Consider the following 18,932-nt stretch of genomic DNA (forward strand, 5'->3'; position numbering starts at 1 on the left):
CTTTGGATGAGTAGGTCTGTGGATAAACGGTTCGTCGGCCCGTTCTCCTGTGGATAACTCCAGGGGGCGTCGGCGGAGTGGGTTACGTTCGGGGGGTGAACGCAACCAGCTCCGACGCCGCTTCCCCGGTCCCCGACCCCGGCCGCATCGTCCTGCTCACCACCAGCCACCGTGTCGCGCCCGGGCTGCTGTCCTGGCCCGCCTGGCAGACGCTGCGCACCGCCGATCAGGTGCTGTGCGCGGACGGCGCGCACCCACAGCTGCCCTATCTGCGTGAGGCGGGCATCGCCGTCGACGAGGCCTCCCCCGACGCCCAGGATCTGGTGGACGCCTGCGCCGGCGGCGGCACGGTGGTCGTCGTCGCCACCGGCGAGGGCGAGCCGCGCCTCACCGACGGCCTGGCCCGACTCGCCGGCTCCGGCCGGATACAGATGCCCGACCTGGAGCTGCTCCCCGCCTCGTACGACCTGCCGGGCGCCCGCCTCCTCGACCTGGTGCAGGTCATGGACCGCATCCGCGTCGAGTGCCCCTGGTCGTCCCAGCAGACGCACAAGGGCCTGGCGAAGTACGGGATCGAGGAGGCGTACGAACTCGTCGAGGCGATCGAGGAGGGCGACCGGGACGAACTCCGAGAAGAACTCGGCGACGTTCTGCTCCAGGTGGTCTTCCACGCCCGCATCGCGGAAGAGGACCCGGAGACTCCCTTCTCGATCGACGACGTGGCGGGCGGCATCGTTGCCAAGCTGATCCACCGCCACCCGCACGTGTTCGGCGAGGAGACGGCCACGACCCCCGAGGAGGTCAAGGAGCACTGGCTGCGCACCAAGGCCGAGGAGAAGCAGCGAACCTCCGTGACGGAGGGGATACCGCTGGGCCAGCCGGGCCTGGCCCTCGCGGCGAAGCTGGCTTCGCGGGTACGTACGGCGGGGCTGGAGGTCGAGCCGCCGCGCGGCGAAGGAGTCGGGTACGAGCTGCTGGCCATGGCCGCGCGCGCGGAGGCCGAGGGAGTCGACCCCGAGGCGGCGCTCCGGGCGGCGGCACGGGCGTACCGGGACGCGATCCGCGCGACGGAGGGGAACGCAGAGGAGGACTCGGAGGAGGACTCGGAGGAGAACTGAGGGAGCCCCGGGAAAGGGTTACGTGCCGGGGGCGCGGCTCGCCGGGTTGTGCCAGTTCGGCTGGGGGCGGTCGAGGAGCCACTCCGCCGCGCCCAGGGGGCGGCGGCCCTCGCCGGTGGGCGGGAGGAGGTCGTGGAAGATGCGGTCGGGCGGAGCACCGAGGGTGGGAAGGGTCTCGACGACGTCCTCGACGAGTTGGGGCGGACCGGCCAGATAGACGTCGTGGCGGGCCCAGCCGGCACGGTTGCCCAGGGCGGTCAGCAGCCGCTCGGTGGCCTCGGCCTTGGGGCGGCCGGGAGCGGGCGTGATGAACGTGACGGCGAGCCGCGGCAGCCGGGCCTGCAGCCGCTCCACGGCCGTCCGGTCGTAGAGGTACGCGGTGTCGCGGGCGACCAGGAACAGGCGGGCCTCGTGCGTGTCGTCGAGCTGCTCCAGCAGTGCCTTGACGGGAGCCCAGCCGGTGCCGGCCGCGATGAAGGTCGGCGGGCGTTCCCCGGGCGTCCGCAGGGTCAGCCCGCCGCCGGGCGCGCCGAGCCGCAGGACGTCGCCCTCCCGGGTCTGCCGGACCAGGGCGGTGGACAGCACCCCGTCCTGGACCCGGCTGATGTGCAGGTCGACGGTGTGGTCGGCGCGAGGTGCGTTGGCGATCGAGTAGGGCCGCCAGATGCCCGGCAGATGGGGGGCGTTGACGCTGACGTACTGGCCGGGGGAGTAGCGGAGTCGGTGCCGTGGGCGCAGGGTCAGTACGACGAGGTTGTCGCCGTGCCGGGTCCGGGACACGACCTCGGCGTCCCACCAGGGCGGTTCGCCCTCGTGCTGCGCCTCCCACGCGCCCTGGAGCATGACGTTGGCGATCGCCCCGTACGCCTCGGCCCAGGCCTTCTCGGCCTCCGCGGTCCACGCCGAGCCCACGACGGCGGCGAACGCGGCGATCAGGCTCGCGCCCACGGCCGCGTAGTGGTCCGGTTCGGCCAGGTACTTCCGGTGGTCGCGGCCCAGTTCCCGTAAGTACCCCGGCAGCGCGGGATCTTCCAGCCGTTCCATCACATACGTGAGTGCCGCGAACAACCGGTCCCGCTGTCGCTCCATGTCCTCCGGGAAGTCCAGCGGGAAGAGTCCGCGGACGTCCGGGTTGTGCCGGAAGAGATGCGAGTAGAAGTACTTGACCGCGAACTCGGCCCGTCTCTCTACGACCGCGAAGCTGGATCTGAGTATGTCGGGGTCCACGGCGCGAATTTAGGAACGCGACGAGCCATGGAGTCAACCCAGAGGCGATTTACGGACGGCCTACAACAAAGCGTACGACTCCCGCGCCGCACCCCCCCCGACGGGCCGCGGGCCCACCGCCCAAGGTGCCCGCGAGGCACCCGTTTTCGCCGCCCCTCGCCGAAGCAGTTGGGTGCCGAACAAGGCCTCTGGTGCGCTGCGCCTCCGGCGAGTTGACGACGAAACAGCCACCGGGCGCCCCCAACGCGCGGGCGCCCGGCGCCCGGTCCCAGGCCGCCGGATGTCCGGCTCCCGGCCCCGGCGCCCGGCCCCGGCCTTAGGGTGTCCGGTCCCCGGCTGTCCGGTCCCCGGTTCTCCGTCCCCGGTCCCCGGCTGTCCGGTCCCCGGTTCTCCGTCCCCGGTCCCCGGCTGTCCGGTCCCCGGCTTCCGGCTGTCCGGTCCCCGGTCCCAGGCCTTAGGGCGTCCGGTCCCCGTCTCCGGCCCAGGCCTTCGGGCGGCCGGCTCCCGGTCCCAGGCCTTCGGGTGTCCGGTCCCCGGCTACCGCCCCCGGGTGTCGGGCCTCCGGCCTCCGGTCCCCGGCCTCGTCCCCGGCCTCCGGTCCCCGGCCTCGTCCCCGGCCTCCAGGCCTCCGGCCCTCAATCCCCGGTCCCTGGGCGTCCGGGCCTCCGGGGCCCCGATCCCCGGGCGTCCGGCCCCCGCACCTTCGGCTCCCGGGCGTCCGGCCCCCGCACCTTCGGCCCCCGGGCTTCCCGGCCCCCCGGGCCCAAGACATGCCAGACCTCTGCATACCGTGCCTCGCGGCCTCGCGGCCTCTCAGGGGCGGTCGGTCCCTGGCTTTGCCGTGTTCTGCTAGCCCTGGCGCACCGGCTTCTCCCTGCGGCGCAGTGTCCCCGGCCTCCGGATACCGTCAGGGAGTGACCGACCAACCGCCGCCGTTCAGCCCCGTTCCGGAACTCTTCACCTGGGAGTTCGCCACCGATCCCTACCCGGCGTACGCCTGGCTGCGTGAGCACGCCCCGGTGCACAGGACGCGGTTGCCCAGCGGGGTGGAGGCCTGGTTGGTCACCCGGTACGCGGATGCCAAGCAGGCGCTCGCCGACGCCCGGCTCAGCAAGAACCCGGCGCATCACGACGAACCCGCCCACGCGAAGGGAAAGACGGGTATCCCGGGCGAACGCAAGGCCGAGTTGATGACGCATCTGCTGAACATCGACCCGCCGGACCACACCCGGCTGCGACGGCTGGTCTCGAAGGCGTTCACACCACGCCGGGTGGCCGAGTTCACGCCACGCGTGCAGGAGCTCGCGGACCACCTGATCGACCAGTTCGCGGACACGGGCTCCGCCGATCTGATCCACGAGTTCGCCTTCCCGCTTCCCATTTACGCCATTTGCGACCTGCTGGGCGTCCCCCGCGAGGACCAGGACGACTTCCGGGACTGGGCGGGGATGATGATCCGGCACGGCGGCGGGCCGCGGGGCGGGGTCGCGCGGTCCGTGAAGAAGATGCGCGGGTATCTCCTCGAACTCATCCACAAGAAGCGCGAGGGCCTCCCCGACACGCCCGCGCCGGGCGAAGACCTGATCTCCGGCCTCATCCGCGCCTCCGACCACGGCGAGCACCTCAGCGAGAACGAGGCCGCCGCCATGGCCTTCATCCTGCTCTTCGCCGGGTTCGAGACGACCGTCAATCTGATCGGCAACGGCACCTACGCCCTTCTCGCCCACCCCGAGCAGCGCGAGCGCCTCCAGACCTCTCTCGCCGCCGGCGAGTCGGCCCTGCTGGAGACCGGCGTCGAGGAACTCCTGCGCTACGACGGCCCCGTGGAGCTGGCCACCTGGCGGTTCGCGACCGAGGCCGTCCGGATCGGCGGACAGGACATCGCGCCCGGCGACCCCGTCCTCGTCGTACTCGCCGCGGCGGACCGTGACCCCGCACGGTTCGAGCGGCCGGACACGCTCGACCTCTCCCGCCGCGACAACCAGCACCTCGGCTACGGCCACGGCATCCACTACTGCCTCGGCGCACCGCTCGCCCGTCTGGAAGGGCAGACCGCGCTCGCCACCCTGCTCACCCGCCTCCCCGACCTCCGACTCGCGGGGGATCCAGCCGATTTGCGCTGGCGCGGCGGGCTCATTATGCGCGGATTGCGCACGCTTCCGGTGGAGTTCACACCTCCGGTCGGGGCGTAGCGGCGGCCGACGACCATACGCCGACCGGCGGCCCAAGCTGACACTTCCTCAACTCTGTAATCTTCACGTGATCTACGCTGCATCGACTTGTGACAAGTGTTCGGGTGCGGATACGTTCACTCGTCAACGCGACTCGTTCGTCGCGTAGTCAACTGCTGTCACGCGAAAGGTTTCCGCATGCTCTCCGGGAACGGCCGCCATCGTCGCCCCCGTCAGGCTCCGGCCCTCATCGTCGCGGCAGGAGTGACCGGATCCGCCATCGCGATCCCGTTGCTCGGCGCCGCGAGCGCGAACGCCGCCGACGGCACCACCTGGGACCGGGTCGCGGAGTGCGAGAGCGCCGGCCAGTGGAGCGCCGACAGCGGCAACGGGTATTACGGCGGACTGCAGATGACCCAGAAGGACTGGGAGAGGTACGGCGGCCTCATGTATGCGCCGAGTGCCGACGAGGCCAGCCGCTCGCAGCAGATAGCCATCGCCGAGAAGCTCCTCGACGCCAAGGGTCTCGTCGCCTGGCCCACCTGTGGACCGCTCTCCGGACTCAGCAGGAACTCGGGTGAGGTCGCGGTCGACACGGGTGTGGCGAACGACTCCTCCAGTTCGTCCAGTTCCTCCAGTTCCTCCGGTTCGTCGAATTCCACGAAGTCGTCCAGTTCCTCTGATTCCTCTGATTCCTCTGATTCCTCAGATTCCTCTGGTTCGTCCGGTTCGTCGGCGAATGCGACCGAGGGTACGACGAAGGCCGACGGCAGCGGGACGGCGACGACGAAGAGCGGCACCTCGGACAACTCCGGTCAGGGCGGCGACTCTTCGGCCACGACCGAGAGCGCGACGACCGGCGCCGGGCGCCACCGCGGCGGCAGCGCCGACGAGGACACCACCGACGCCACCACCGACAGCGCGCTGGACGGCCGTACCGACGACTCCTCCGACCGGCACACCTCTCGGGGTACCGGCACCGCCCGCGATGTCATCGACGGCTCGTACGTCGTCCGCGCCGGAGACAATCTGTGGACCATCGCCGACGCCCTTGACCTCGAAGGCGGATGGGCCGAGCTGTACGCCGAGAACAAGAAGGCGGTCGGCGTCGACCCGGACCTCATCCGCCCCGGTCAGAGCCTTGCAGTTGGTACTGAATCGGGCGAAAAGTAGGGGCAGTTCGCGTCATGGTTCGCTGGAGAATGTCCGGTTTAGTGCGAGTGAGAGATGGATCTCAAAGACCCTGATCGTCTTTGGAATTCAGCCGATCGGCTGCTTACGGTCAACACCGCTCGCCTCAGCGGGCCCCGACGGTCGCAACGCCGAATCCTGCCAGCGGCCGTACGGGAACAGTCGACGCGTCAGCGCCGTAGGCAGGAGCGGGGGACCCAAGGTAAGTGCCGCGCCCGGTAGTTGACCGGAGCGGCTTGGGGTGAAGCCGTGCGCCCAGAGCGCACGGCCGGGCACTCACCCGCCCGAACCCGACAGCTCACCTCGCAGGCGTCGGTGAGGGGATCTCTCCATGCTGTTTTCCAGCAAGGGCAAGCACCGCCGCCCGAACAAAACCACCCGTGTCGCCACGCTCGCCGGTGTCACCGGTGTCGCCATCGCCGCCCCGCTCATGGCGGCCGGCAACGCCTCCGCCGCCACCGCCTCCCAGTGGGACACCGTCGCCCAGTGCGAGTCCGGCGGCAACTGGTCCATCAACACCGGCAACGGCTACTACGGCGGACTGCAGTTCTCGGCCTCCACCTGGGCCGCGTACGGCGGCACCGCGTACGCCTCCGCCGCCAACCAGGCCTCCAGGTCCGAGCAGATCGCCATCGGCGAGAAGGTCCTCGCCGCGCAGGGCAAGGGCGCCTGGCCGACCTGTGGCACGGGCCTGTCGGGCGCCGCGTACACCGGCGGCACGAGCACCCCGTCGCACTCGTCCTCCTCGAACTCGAACGGCTCCTCGTCGAACGGTTCCTCGTCGAACGGCTCGCCGAGCACCAGTACCACCACCCGCTCGACGGACACCGCGGCCTCCCGTTCGGCGTCGCGTCCGTCCGCCGAGAGGACCGTGCCCACCCCGGCGGGCAAGAAGGTCGAGAAGGGTGACGGCGAGTACAAGGTCGTCAAGGGCGACACCCTCAGCTCGATCGCCGAGAAGAAGAAGGTCAAGGGCGGCTGGCAGCAGCTGTTCAAGCTGAACAAGGACATCATCGACGACGCGGACTTCATCTACCCGGGTCAGCAGCTCCACCTCAGCTGATGATCGGCAGCTTCACCTCAGCTGAATGACAGGTCCCGCATAGAAGGGGTCTCCACACTGGAGACACCGAGGAGGACCACCCCCGTCCCCACGGGCCCCCGCTCCGGTGCGCGTTCCCCCGTACGCACCGGAGCGGGGATTTTTGTTTCCGTTTTTGTTCCGTTCTGGAACAATGTGTACGTTCAGTTCTGCCCAAGAGGTGGGCGACCGGCTGGCCGATCCCCCTCAGGCGGTTAGGCTCATGTCGCGAAGCCATCACAGGTCTCGCGTACCCGCGTCACATCCCAGAAGGAGATGCTCGTGCCGTCCATCGACGTCGTCGTAGCCCGGGAAATCCTGGACTCCCGAGGCAACCCCACGGTCGAGGTCGAGGTCGGCCTCGACGACGGCAGCACTGGTCGTGCCGCCGTCCCGTCCGGCGCCTCCACGGGTGCCTTCGAGGCCATCGAGCTGCGTGACGGTGACCCCAACCGTTACGGCGGCAAGGGTGTCGAGAAGGCCGTCCTCGCCGTCATCGAGCAGATCGGCCCGGAGCTCGTCGGCTACGACGCCACCGAGCAGCGCCTGATCGACCAGGCGATGTTCGACCTGGACGCCACCGACAACAAGGGCTCGCTCGGCGCCAACGCCATCCTCGGCGTCTCGCTCGCCGTCGCGCACGCCGCCTCCGAGGCCAGCGACCTGCCCCTGTTCCGCTACCTCGGCGGTCCGAACGCGCACCTGCTGCCCGTTCCGATGATGAACATCCTGAACGGCGGCTCGCACGCCGACTCCAACGTGGACATCCAGGAGTTCATGATCGCCCCGATCGGCGCGGAGTCCTTCTCCGAGGCGCTGCGCTGGGGCGCCGAGGTCTACCACACCCTCAAGAAGGTGCTGAAGACCAAGGGCCTGTCCACCGGCCTGGGCGACGAGGGCGGTTTCGCGCCGAACCTGGAGTCCAACCGTGCCGCGCTCGACCTCATCGTCGAGGCCATCCAGCAGGCCGGCTACATCCCCGGCGAGCAGATCGCGCTCGCGCTCGACGTCGCCGCGTCCGAGTTCTACAAGGACGGCAAGTACGAGTTCGAGGGCAAGTCCCGCTCGGCCGCCGAGATGACGGAGTACTACGAGGAGCTCGTCTCCGCGTACCCGCTGGTCTCCATCGAGGACCCGCTGTACGAGGACGACTGGGCCGGCTGGAAGGTCATCACCGACCGGATCGGCGACAAGGTCCAGATCGTCGGCGACGACCTCTTCGTCACCAACCCGGAGCGCCTGGCCCGCGGCATCGAGGAGGGCTCCGCGAACGCCCTGCTCGTCAAGGTCAACCAGATCGGCTCGCTGACCGAGACCCTGGACGCCGTCGAGATGGCCCAGCGCAACGGCTTCAAGTGCATGATGTCCCACCGCTCCGGCGAGACCGAGGACGTCACCATCGCCGACCTCGCCGTCGCGGTGAACTGCGGCCAGATCAAGACCGGCGCCCCGGCCCGCTCGGACCGCGTCGCCAAGTACAACCAGCTGCTGCGCATCGAGGAGATCCTCGACGACGCCGCGGTGTACGCGGGGCGTAGCGCCTTCCCGCGGTTTCGCTCTGCGAACCAGTAGGCACAGCGCTCTGCGAACCAGTAGGCACAGCGCTCTGCGAACCAGTAGGCACAGCAAGGGCTGACACCCGCCGAGGGTCAAGCCTTAGCCAGTCGTACGTACGTCCCCGTACTCGGTCCCGTACCGTGTGCGGGGACGTACGCACGTGACGGGCTGGTACCACTGGGGAGGCGGGACTCATGGCCGTGAAGGACAGGGACCGGTTCTCCACCGCGACCAGGCTGCGGCTGCTCGGCGAGCAGACCGCGGCCCGGGTCTACCGCTCACAGACCAAGCGCCAGGCCCGCCGCTCCCGTCTGACCGGCCGGGCCGCGCTGCTCGCTCTCGTACTCTGTTCTCTGATCGTGGCGCTCGCGTACCCGATAAGGCAGTACGTGTCCCAGCGCACCGAGATCTCCGAACTGGAGCGGCAGCGCGAGCAGGCCCGCGAGCGGGTCGAACAGCTGCGTGACCTGAAGGCGCGCTGGCAGGACGACGCGTACGCGAAGCAGCAGATCCGGGAACGGCTGCACTACGTGATGCCGGGCGAGACCGGATACATCGTGATCGACCCGGACGCGGCGAAGCAGTCGCGTACGGATCTGGGGGCGGCAGCCCGCCCCTGGTACGCCAACGTCTGGGACGGCGTCGACAAGTCGGACCGCTCCGACCGGTGACGTGAAGATCCGACCGGTGAAGTGAATGAAGAAAGAGACTTGAGCACAGGCATGGAAACGCCCCCGCCGCCCACCCCGCGCACCGAGCCGACCGACGCGGACGTCGAGGCATTCAAGCAGCAACTCGGCCGGCCGCCGCGCGGGCTGCGCGCGATCGCGCACCGCTGTCCCTGCGGTCAGCCGGACGTGGTGGAGACGGCGCCCCGGCTTCCCGACGGTACGCCGTTCCCGACGACGTACTACCTGACGTGTCCGCGCGCGGCCTCCGCGATCGGCACGCTGGAGGCCAACGGCGTCATGAAGGAGATGACGGACCGGCTCGCGACCGATCCCGAGCTGGCCGCCGCGTACCGGGCCGCCCACGAGGACTACATCGCGCGGCGCGATGCCATCGAGGTGCTGGAGGGTTTCCCGAGCGCCGGTGGCATGCCGGACCGGGTGAAGTGCCTGCATGTGCTGGTGGCGCACTCGCTGGCCGCGGGGCCGGGGGTGAACCCGCTGGGCGACGAGGCGATCGCGATGTTGCCGGAGTGGTGGAGCAAGGGGGCGTGCGTCGTCCCTCCGGGGGTGGCTGCCTCCGAGGAGTGATCCATCGCCGGGGGCTGTGTCGTCGGCCGCGGGTGGGTGGGCCTTGCTCGCGCAGTTCCTCGCGCCCCCGGGACCGGGGCTGCGCCCCGGATCGCTCGGCTGCGGGGTGGTGGGGGTTGCTCGCGCAGTTCCTCGCGCCCCTGGGACCGGGGCTGCGCCCCGGATTTCCCGCCTGCCCCGGACCGCGGTTCTTCAGCCTGTCCGGCGTTTGAGGACGAGGCCGTTCGGGCCGGTGCGGGGGACTGGGGGCGGAGCCCCCAGGTGCAGGATGGTGGGGGTCCCCCCTGCTCGAGCGAAGCCGAGAGCTCGGGGGAGGGTAGGGGCGGCGGGGGCGAGATGTCTCGGGACCCCGTCGCACCTCGTCGAACCGAGTTGCCCGAATCCACAACAGGAGACCACCACCCATGACCAGGGTCGCCGCCATCGACTGCGGTACGAATTCCATCCGCCTCCTCGTCGCCGACGCGAACCCGGCGACGGGAGAACTCGTCGACCTGGACCGCCGGATGACGATCGTCCGGCTCGGTCAGGGCGTCGACCGCACCGGACGCCTCGCCCCCGACGCACTGGAGCGCACCTTCGCGGCCTGCCGCGAATACGCGGCGATCATCAAGGAGCACGGAGCGGAGCGCCTGCGCTTCGTGGCCACCTCCGCCTCCCGCGACGCCGAGAACCGGGACGAGTTCGTTCGCGGCGTGCTGGACATCCTGGGTGTCGAGCCCGAGGTCATCACCGGTGACCAGGAGGCCGAGTTCTCCTTCACCGGGGCGACCCGGGAACTGACGGGGCGGGACGACTTCGCCAAGCCGTACCTGGTCGTGGACATCGGCGGCGGGTCCACCGAACTCGTCGTCGGCGAGGACCACGTACGCGCCGCCCGTTCCGTGGACATCGGCTGCGTACGGATGACCGAGCGGCACCTCGTGCAGAACGGGGTCGTCAGCGACCCGCCGACCCCCGCCCGGATCGACGCCATCCGCGCCGACATCGAGGCCGCCCTCGACCTCGCGGAGCGCACGGTCCCGCTCCGCGATGCCCGCACACTGGTCGGCCTCGCGGGTTCGGTCACCACGGTCTCGGCCATCGCGCAGCACCTCCCCGCGTACGACTCGGTCGCCATCCACCACTCCCGGGTCTCCCACGAGAAGGTCCGCGAGATCACCGAGTGGCTGCTGGCCTCCACCCACGCCGAGCGTGCCGCGATCCCCTCGATGCACCCGGGGCGCGTCGACGTCATCGCCGCCGGTGCCCTCGTACTGCTCTCGATCATGGAGCGGATCGGCGCAGAGGAAGTCGTGGTGAGCGAGCACGACATCCTGGACGGCATCGCCTGGTCCATCGCCTGACTCCGTGGGCCCGTACCCCTCCTGACGGCGTGTGAGCCCGCTGAGAAGCCCCCGAGCCGACCCCGAGCCGAGCCCTGAGCCGACCCCGAGCCGAGCCCCGAGCCGATCTCAAGCCGTCCCCGAGTCGGCTCCGAGGGCGGCTTACTACCCGCTGGTAGCCTCTCCTGAGCAGGTCGGATAACGTATGAGCGGCCCCTCAGGGCCATACGGACCCTTTCGGCGACACACCGCCGGAGAACTTCGTGAAGTTCTTCACAAGGAATTGGGTCCTGTCGGGGGACGATGGGGCCGCTCGGGTACTCCCAGGGGGCTCACCAGGCCCGGGAGGCTGCTCAAGGGAGCGTTTCGGGAGCTTTTCCGGCGGGTTAATCAGAGGGGTGGTTCGCCCGGTTCGAACACCCGGAGCGGCAGCTCAAGCGGTGTTGACAACGGTCCGCGCCACACGGTGGTTCCCCTTGGTCGCCATGACCTGGATCACGTGGGCGGCGCAGTGTAGCAGAGGGCGTGACCATGCTTGTGAAGGGGCGCACGAGCGACCCTCTAGGGCCGGGTGGATACTCGATGGCATGAGCACCACGGAGCGTCCCAGGATCCTCGTAGTAGGCGGTGGGTACGTAGGCCTGTACGCAGCTCGGCGCATTCTCAAGAAGATGCGCTACGGAGAGGCGACCGTCACGGTTGTCGACCCCCGGTCGTACATGACCTACCAGCCCTTCCTTCCCGAAGCCGCCGCCGGCAGCATCTCCCCTCGGCATGTCGTCGTCCCGTTGCGACGCGTCCTGCCCAAGGCGGAGGTCCTCACCGGCCGGGTCACCACCATCGACCAGGACCGCAAGGTCGCCACGATCGCCCCCCTCGTGGGTGAGGCGTACGAGCTGCCTTTCGACTACCTCGTCATCGCGATGGGCGCGGTCTCCCGCACCTTCCCGATCCCCGGCCTCGCCGAACAGGGCATCGGTATGAAGGGCATCGAGGAGTCCATCGGCCTGCGCAACCACGTTCTTGAGCAGCTCGACAAGGCCGACTCGACGACCGACGAGGACATCCGCCGCAAGGCGCTCACCTTCGTCTTCGTCGGCGGTGGCTTCGCGGGTGCGGAGACCATCGGCGAGGTCGAGGACATGGCCCGCGACGCGTCGAAGTACTACAGCAACGTGTCCCGCGAGGACATGCGCTTCATCCTCGTCGACGCCGCGGACAAGATCCTTCCCGAGGTCGGCCCCAAGCTGGGCCAGTACGGCAAGGAGCACCTGGAGGGGCGCGGGGTGGAGATCTACCTCTCCACGTCCATGGACTCCTGCGTCGACGGTCACGTCGTCCTCAAGAACGGTCTTGAGGTCGACTCCAACACCATCGTGTGGACGGCCGGCGTCAAGCCGAACCCCGTTCTCTCCCGCTTCGGTCTGCCGCTCGGCCCGCGTGGTCACGTGGACACCCAGACCACTCTCCAGGTGCAGGGCACGGACTACATCTGGGCCGCCGGCGACAACGCCCAGGTGCCGGACGTCGCCGCCCGCAAGGCCGGTGTCGAGAACGCCTGGTGCCCGCCGAACGCGCAGCACGCGCTCCGTCAGGCGAAGGTGCTCGGCGACAACGTGGTCTCCGGTATGCGGGGCTTCCCGCAGAAGGAGTACGCGCACGCCAACAAGGGTGCCGTCGCGGGTCTCGGCCTGCACAAGGGCGTCGCGATGATCGTCCTGGGCAAGACGAAGATCAAGGTCAAGGGGCGTCTGGCCTGGTACATGCACCGTGGCTACCACGGTCTGGCCATGCCGACGTGGAACCGTAAGATCCGGGTCTTCGCGGACTGGACGCTCGCGATGTTCCTCAAGCGTGAGGTTGTCTCGCTCGGTGCCATGGAGACTCCTCGTGAGGAGTTCTACGAGGCTGCGAAGCCGGCGCCGGCGGCGGCTGCCGCGCCGGCTCCGGCTGCCGCCGCCAAGACCGAGGAGAAGGCCAAGGCCTCCTGACCTCCGGTCACCTGTACGGCCCGAAGGGGCCTTCCGCCATCCGTGGTGCGGGGGGTCCCTTCGGCGTTGGGGGTCCTCGTTTGGGGGTTTGGGGGTCTTCGGCGAGCCCTTCGCCCCCGCCGCCCCTGCCCGGGGGCTCCGCCTCCAGACCCCCGGGATCCTCTTTCGGCTGCGGGCGGGTGGGGGCTTGTCGCGCAGTTCCCCGCGCCCCTTGAGGCGGGGCTGCGCCCCGATTTCGCGCCGGACCGCGCAGTTCCCCGTGCCCTGGAGGGGCGCAGGGGGCGGAAAGAAAGTGGTTCCTACAGCTATTTTGCTGAGCTGTAACGCGGAAGGGGGACTGCGCGCGAGGCCGGTTGGTGTTTACGTGGTGTTGGAGCGTTCGGGAGTGTTGTCTCGGAGGTGTACGCCATGCAGGAAGCCGCGCCGCGGCTGAAGAGCCTTGTCGAGCAGTTGCTGGGGGTCCCGCTCCCGGTGCGCATCCGCGCCTGGGACGGTTCGGAAGCAGGCCCTCCAGGCGCCCCCACCCTCCTCGTACGCAACCGGCGCGCCCTGCGCCGACTGCTGTGGAAACCGGGAGAGGTAGGACTCGCCCGGGCCTGGGTCACCGGAGACCTCGGAGTGGAGGGGGACATCTACACCACCCTCGACCTGATGTCGGGGCTGGTGTGGGAGCGCGGCGAGGACGCCCGCGGGGTCGCCGAATCCCTGCGCGACCCCGAGGTACGGGCCGCCGTCCGCGGACTGGTGAGGATGGCCGGGCCCCCACTGCCCCCCGCCCCGCCCCGCGAGGAGGTACGCAGGCGCCGCCACCTGCACACCAAGCGCAGCGACCAGCGCGCCATCAGCCACCACTACGACGTGGGGAACGACTTCTACGAGATCGTCCTCGGGCCGTCGATGGTCTACTCGTGCGCCTACTGGGAAGACGGCGGCATCCTTGAGGACGCCCAGCGCGACAAACTCGAACTCATCTCCGGAAAACTCGACCTGAGGCCGGGACAGCGGCTCCTCGACGTCGGCTGCGGCTGGGGCTCGATGGCCATCCACGCCGCCCGTGAGCACGGCGTGAGCGTCGTCGGGGTCACGCTCTCGCAGGAGCAGGCCGCGTACGCCCGTAAGAGGGTCGCGGACGAGGGGCTGACCGACCGGGTGGAGATCCGGGTCCAGGACTACCGGGACGTCGACGACGGCCCGTACGACGCGATCTCCTCCATCGGCATGGCCGAACACGTGGGCGCCGAACGCTACCTGGAGTACGCGGAGGTACTCCATCAGCTACTCAAGCCCGGCGGGCGGTTGCTCAACCACCAGATCGGTCGGCGGCCGCGGCGGGACGAATCGGCGTACTCCGTCGACGAGTTCATCGATGCGTATGTCTTCCCCGACGGTGAACTCGCGCCCATCGGTACGACCGTCACCCAGCTCGAACGCGCCGGGTTCGAGGTCCGTGACGTCGAGTCGATCCGCGAGCACTACGCCCTCACCCTCCGCCGCTGGGTCACCAATCTGGAGGCGCAGTGGGGGCGCGCCGTGGCGCTCACCAGCCCCGGGCGCGCCCGTGTCTGGCGTCTCTACATGGCGGCCTCGGCGGTCGCCTTCGAGCGCAACCGCATCGGCGTCAACCAGGTGCTGGCGATCAGGACACCCGAGCCCACCGGCGCCTCCGGGATGCCTCTGCGGGCCAGAACCTGGAACCCGCCCGCTGAAGCCGTTTCCTGACGGCCGTCCATCAACAGCCGGGGCCCCGTTCCGATCCGGAACGGGGCCCCGACGCGCGTGACCGTTCCCCGGCTATTCGGACTTGATCGCCGACAGCATGTTCAGGCGGGCCGCCCGGCGGGCCGGCCACAGCGCGGCCAGGACGCCGACCGTTCCCGCGAGGAGCAGGAAGACGGCCATCCGGGCCCAGGGCAGGACCAGTTCGTACGTCGGCATCTTGCTGCCGATGAGTTCGCCGGCCGCCCAGCCGAAGAACACGCCCAGGACGATGCCGAGCACGCCGCCGAAGAGGGAGATGACCAGGGACTCCAGGCGGACCATCCGCTTGATGCCCTTGCGGTCGAGGCCGACGGCACGGAGCATCCCGATCTCCTGGGAGCGCTCGAAGACCGACATGGCCAGGGTGTTGATGACACCGAGGACGGCGACGATGACCGCCATCGCGAGCAGGCCGTAGAGCATGTTCAGGAGCAGGGTGAACAGCGACGCGATGCCGTTGGAGATGTCCTTCTTGTCCTGGACCTGGATGGCCGGGTTGTCACCGAGGGCCTTCTCCAGCCTGCTCTTCGTCGCGTCGGACGCGCCGCTGGACGTCTTCAGCATGACCTGCAGGTCGGAGGTGTCCGTCAGGTGCGGCGCGAGTGTGGTGTTGTCGAGCATGATGCCGTTGATCATCTGGTTGCCCTGGTAGACCCCGGCGACCGTGAGCTGCTGCTTCTTGCCGTCCTCGTAGGAGACGGTGAGGTGCGAACCGGACTTCCAGCCGTGCGACTTGGCGGTGTCGTCGTCGACCACGACCTGGGTGCCGCCGACCTTGAAGGCACCGGTGTCGAAGGTGAGCTCGGTGAGCTTGGCGATGGACGCGCCGTTGACGCCCGTCAGGTACTCGGTCGTGCCGTCGACGCGCGAGGGCGAGTTGCGCAGGGAACTGGTGTCGGTGACCCCGTCGAGGGCGGAAAGGGTCTTCGCCACCTCGGGGGAGAGGGAGTTGCCGTTCGCCATCGAGACGACGTAGTCCGCCTTGATCGCGGAGCTGGCCATCTTGTCGATCGACTTCTGCAGACTGCCCGCCATCACCGTCATACCGGTGATCAGGGTGAGGCCGATCATCAGGGCGGAGGCGGTGGCGGCCGTACGGCGCGGATTGCGCACGGAGTTCTGGCGGGCCAGCTTGCCGGAGACACCGAAGACGCGCAGCACCGGGGCCGCGGCCGCGATGAGGGGGCGGGAGAGCAGCGGGGTCAGAACGAAGACGCCGATGATGAGGAGGACCGCGCCGAGGCCCATCGGGGCCTGGCCGTCCGAGCCGTTCATGGTCGTCGCCAACAGGACGACGGCGATGCCGGCCGCGGCGAGGAGGGCGCCGATCGTGTTCCGTACGACCAGGGACTTCGTCGTCGCCTGGGCGTGCACGCTGCTCATCGCGGCGACCGGCGGGATCTTCGCGGCGCGGCGGCCCGGCAGCCAGGCGGCGAACATGGTGATGAGGATGCCGACGAGCAGGGCCGTGGCGATCGTGCCGGGCGAGATCACCAGCGGGCCGTCCGGGACGGTGGCGCCGAGCGAGCCCATCAGCGAGCGCATCGCCGCGCCGATGCCGATGCCCGCGACCAGACCCGCCACCGCCGCGACCGCGCCGACGACGAACGCCTCGACGAGCACGGACCGGGTGACCTGGCGGCGGGAGGCGCCGACGGCGCGCAGCAGGGCCAGTTCCTTGGTGCGCTGGGCGACCAGCATGGTGAAGGTGTTGGCGATGATGAACGTACCGACGAACAGCGCGATGCCCGCGAAGACCAGCAGGCCCGTCTTCATGCCGCTCATCGCGGAGGCGATCGCGCTCGCCTGGTCGTCGGCGAGCTGCTTGCCGGTGGTGGTGGAGGCGACGCCCTTCGGGACGACCTGGTCGAGGGCGGTGCGCAGGGCGGTCTGGCTGGTGCCGGAGGCGGCCTTCACATCGATCTCGTCGTACTCGCCGACCCGGTGGAAGAGCTGCTGCGCGGTCGCCGTGTCGAAGAGGGCGAGGCTGCCGCCGGCCGCGACGTTGCCGTCGTCGGTGGTGAAGATGCCGGCGACGGTGGGAGTGAGGACGGGGCCGTCGACGGACAGCCGTACGGTGTCGCCGACCTTGTAGCCCGCGCGCTTCGCGGTCTCCGAGTCGATCGCGACCTCGTTCTTGCCCTTCGGGGCATGGCCGCCGGTCAGCGGGTAGCGGGGGTCCTTGGTGCCCCAGTAGTTCCCGCCCTGCGACTGGAAGCCACTGCCGACGAGCTTGCCGTCCTTGTCGGCGATGGCGGTGAAGCCGCTCACGACGCCGATGGTGCCGACGGCGCCGGGGGCCTTGGCGGCCTTGTCGAGGAGCGCCTGCGTGAGCTTCTGCTCCTTGCCGATCGTGTCGCCCTTGTCTTCCCCGCTCTTGGGCTGGATGGCGACGTCGACCTGGTCGAAGCCCTTGGCGGAGCTCTTCTGGTAGGCGTCCGAGATGGTGTTGGTGAAGACCAGGGTCCCCGACACGAACGCCACGCCGAGCATCACGGCGAGCACGGTCATCAGGAGCCTGGCCTTGTGCGCGAGCACATTGCGCAGGGCGGTACGGAACATGGGGTTTCTCAGTCCAGGAGGGTGAGGCCGGCGACGCGTGGTGGGTTGGCCGGGTGCGGGTGGGTGGGGGCTGGTCGCGCAGCTCCCCGCGCCCCTGAAAACTGGTTCGGCTGATTCAGCTGGTTCAACAGCTGGTTCGGCTGGTTCGGCAGCTGGTTCGGCAGCTGGATCAGCTGGATCAACTGGTTCAGCTGGTGCGGCCCTTGGCGTCGAACTGCTTCATGCGGTCGAGCACCGAGTCCGCGGTCGGCCGGAGCACCTCGTCCACGATCCGTCCGTCCGCGAGGAAGACGACCCGGTCCGCGTACGCCGCCGCCACCGGGTCGTGGGTCACCATCACCACGGTCTGCCCCAACTCCCGTACGGAGTTGCGCAGGAAGCCCAGTACCTCCGCGCCCGAGCGCGAGTCGAGGTTTCCGGTCGGCTCGTCGCCGAAGATGATGTCGGGCCGGGAGGCGAGCGCCCGGGCGACGGCGACGCGCTGCTGCTGGCCGCCGGAGAGCTGGGAGGGCCGGTGGCTGAGGCGGTCGGCGAGGCCGATCATCCTGATGACCGTGTCCAGCCACTCCCGGTCGGGCTTGCGGCCCGCGATGTCCATCGGGAGGGTGATGTTCTCCAGGGCCGTCAGCGTCGGCAGCAGGTTGAACGCCTGGAAGATGAAGCCGATCTTGTCCCGGCGCAGCTTGGTGAGCTGCTTGTCCTTGAGGGAGCCCAGCTCGGTCTCGCCGATGCGCACGGAGCCGGAGGAGAAGGTGTCGAGGCCCGCCACGCAGTGCATCAGCGTGGACTTGCCGGACCCGGAGGGGCCCATGATCGCGGTGAACTCGGCCTGCCGGAAGTCGACGGAGACCCGGTCGAGGGCGACCACCTGGGTCTCGCCCTGTCCGTAGACCTTCGACAGTTCCGTGGCGCGGGCGGCCACGGTGGTGGCCCGGTCGGCGAGGGGCGTGCTGGTCACGGGAGGGTACTCCTGTCGGGACGACGGTGGTTCTCGGGGACGTGTCCCATCGTCGCCGCCGTTCGGCGCCGTGTAGTCAGCCGCTGTTCCGGTTCCGGGGACAGCCTGGGGTCGGACCACGGACCGCCGTGTCATACCTGGGGATGAGGGCGCTCCCCGAGTGCTTCCGGAGCGCCGTCCGGGTGCGACTTGGCAGAGTGCGTCCGTTCGGGCGGTGAAATTCCGTCATTCCGTATACGCGGGCTCGCGCCGCCCGAAAGGCTATTGGCAAGTGCGGATGGCCCGTACCGGCGGCTGATGCACCCTCAGACGTCAATAAAATAAGACAACATCGGTTCGCCCGCCCGCTGTTCGAGGGACGAGCCCCGATAGGCTCGGAACCTCGATGCGGAGCCCCATGGCCTGCCCGGATGGTGGAATGCAGACACGGCGAGCTTAAACCTCGCTGCCCCTCGCGGGCGTACCGGTTCAAGTCCGGTTCCGGGCACCTCCGACCCTTCTGTCCCCTTCCATCCCCTATGGATCTCCGCGCCCTTTCTGGGCGTTTTCCATTCCCTGTGGATGTCCTCGGCGACTTCGTCGTGAACCGTTGACAGCAAGCGCATGCGGTCGGAGACTCCCGTCAGGAAATGGTGAAGGAATTTTCACCAGGCGAACAACACGGACAGCATGGGCGGTCGAACACCGCGAACAGGTCATGGGTCAGGTCATGGGCCGAGACAGGTGATGGGTCG

The 18,932-nt window shown here is 69.4% G+C and carries 13 protein-coding genes, 1 tRNA gene and 1 riboswitch; of the genes, 11 read left to right on the forward strand and 3 right to left on the reverse strand.

Going from position 1 to position 18,932, the window contains the following annotated elements:
• Positions 1-95 precede the first annotated feature (95 nt).
• Positions 96-1,118 (forward strand): nucleoside triphosphate pyrophosphohydrolase, encoded by a 1,023-nt coding sequence (locus RV986_RS31435; protein ID WP_475920615.1) that lies wholly within the window; start codon positions 96-98, stop codon positions 1,116-1,118.
• Positions 1,119-1,136: 18 nt separating this feature from the next.
• Here the strand turns inward: RV986_RS31435 and RV986_RS31440 are convergent, their stop codons facing one another.
• A complete protein-coding gene (locus RV986_RS31440) occupies positions 1,137-2,345 on the reverse strand; it encodes a globin domain-containing protein (RefSeq protein ID WP_475920616.1) in 1,209 nt (402 codons plus the stop codon).
• A gap of 914 nt (positions 2,346-3,259) precedes the next feature.
• On the opposite strand from RV986_RS31440, the gene RV986_RS31445 reads away from it, so the two are divergent.
• The 9 genes from RV986_RS31445 (at position 3,260) to RV986_RS31485 (ending at position 14,639) form a co-directional block, all read left to right on the forward strand.
• Positions 3,260-4,537, forward strand: coding sequence for a cytochrome P450 family protein (locus RV986_RS31445; RefSeq protein WP_475920617.1), 1,278 nt, complete (start codon positions 3,260-3,262; stop codon positions 4,535-4,537).
• Between the two features lie 177 nt (positions 4,538-4,714).
• A complete protein-coding gene (locus RV986_RS31450) occupies positions 4,715-5,689 on the forward strand; it encodes a LysM peptidoglycan-binding domain-containing protein (RefSeq protein WP_475920618.1) in 975 nt (324 codons plus the stop codon).
• 182 nt (positions 5,690-5,871) lie between these two features.
• Positions 5,872-6,034, forward strand: a riboswitch (cyclic di-AMP (ydaO/yuaA leader).
• A gap of 4 nt (positions 6,035-6,038) precedes the next feature.
• Positions 6,039-6,770: a transglycosylase family protein gene (locus tag RV986_RS31455; protein ID WP_475920619.1), complete on the forward strand. Its 732-nt coding sequence runs from the start codon at positions 6,039-6,041 to the stop codon at positions 6,768-6,770.
• A 294-nt stretch (positions 6,771-7,064) separates the two neighbouring features.
• Positions 7,065-8,360 (forward strand): phosphopyruvate hydratase, encoded by a 1,296-nt coding sequence (eno, locus tag RV986_RS31460; protein WP_475920620.1) that lies wholly within the window; start codon positions 7,065-7,067, stop codon positions 8,358-8,360.
• A 179-nt stretch (positions 8,361-8,539) separates the two neighbouring features.
• Positions 8,540-9,016: an FtsB family cell division protein gene (locus RV986_RS31465; protein WP_475920621.1), complete on the forward strand. Its 477-nt coding sequence runs from the start codon at positions 8,540-8,542 to the stop codon at positions 9,014-9,016.
• Between the two features lie 51 nt (positions 9,017-9,067).
• Positions 9,068-9,604, forward strand: a complete 537-nt coding sequence (locus RV986_RS31470; RefSeq protein ID WP_475924500.1) for a DUF501 domain-containing protein — start codon at positions 9,068-9,070, stop codon at positions 9,602-9,604.
• 404 nt (positions 9,605-10,008) lie between these two features.
• The gene (locus RV986_RS31475) at positions 10,009-10,950 is read left to right on the forward strand and encodes a Ppx/GppA phosphatase family protein (protein ID WP_475920622.1); all 942 of its coding nucleotides are present in this window, start codon (positions 10,009-10,011) and stop codon (positions 10,948-10,950) included.
• 566 nt (positions 10,951-11,516) lie between these two features.
• Positions 11,517-12,920, forward strand: a complete 1,404-nt coding sequence (locus RV986_RS31480) for an NAD(P)/FAD-dependent oxidoreductase (protein ID WP_475920623.1) — start codon at positions 11,517-11,519, stop codon at positions 12,918-12,920.
• 408 nt (positions 12,921-13,328) lie between these two features.
• Positions 13,329-14,639 carry a class I SAM-dependent methyltransferase gene (locus tag RV986_RS31485; RefSeq protein ID WP_475920624.1) on the forward strand — a complete coding sequence of 437 codons (1,311 nt, stop codon included), beginning with the start codon at positions 13,329-13,331 and terminating at the stop codon, positions 14,637-14,639.
• A gap of 72 nt (positions 14,640-14,711) precedes the next feature.
• On the opposite strand, the gene RV986_RS31490 is transcribed toward RV986_RS31485, so the two are convergent.
• Together RV986_RS31490 and RV986_RS31495 are read right to left on the reverse strand one after the other, a co-directional pair.
• Complete coding sequence (locus RV986_RS31490; protein ID WP_475920625.1) at positions 14,712-17,240, reverse strand: ABC transporter permease; 2,529 nt, start codon at positions 17,238-17,240, stop codon at positions 14,712-14,714.
• Between the two features lie 187 nt (positions 17,241-17,427).
• A complete protein-coding gene (locus tag RV986_RS31495) occupies positions 17,428-18,198 on the reverse strand; it encodes an ABC transporter ATP-binding protein (protein ID WP_475920626.1) in 771 nt (256 codons plus the stop codon).
• A 404-nt stretch (positions 18,199-18,602) separates the two neighbouring features.
• On the opposite strand from RV986_RS31495, the gene RV986_RS31500 reads away from it, so the two are divergent.
• A tRNA-Leu gene (locus tag RV986_RS31500) sits at positions 18,603-18,685 on the forward strand.
• Positions 18,686-18,932 lie beyond the last annotated feature (247 nt).

It is taken from the genome of Streptomyces sp. RLA012 (assembly GCF_056270325.1).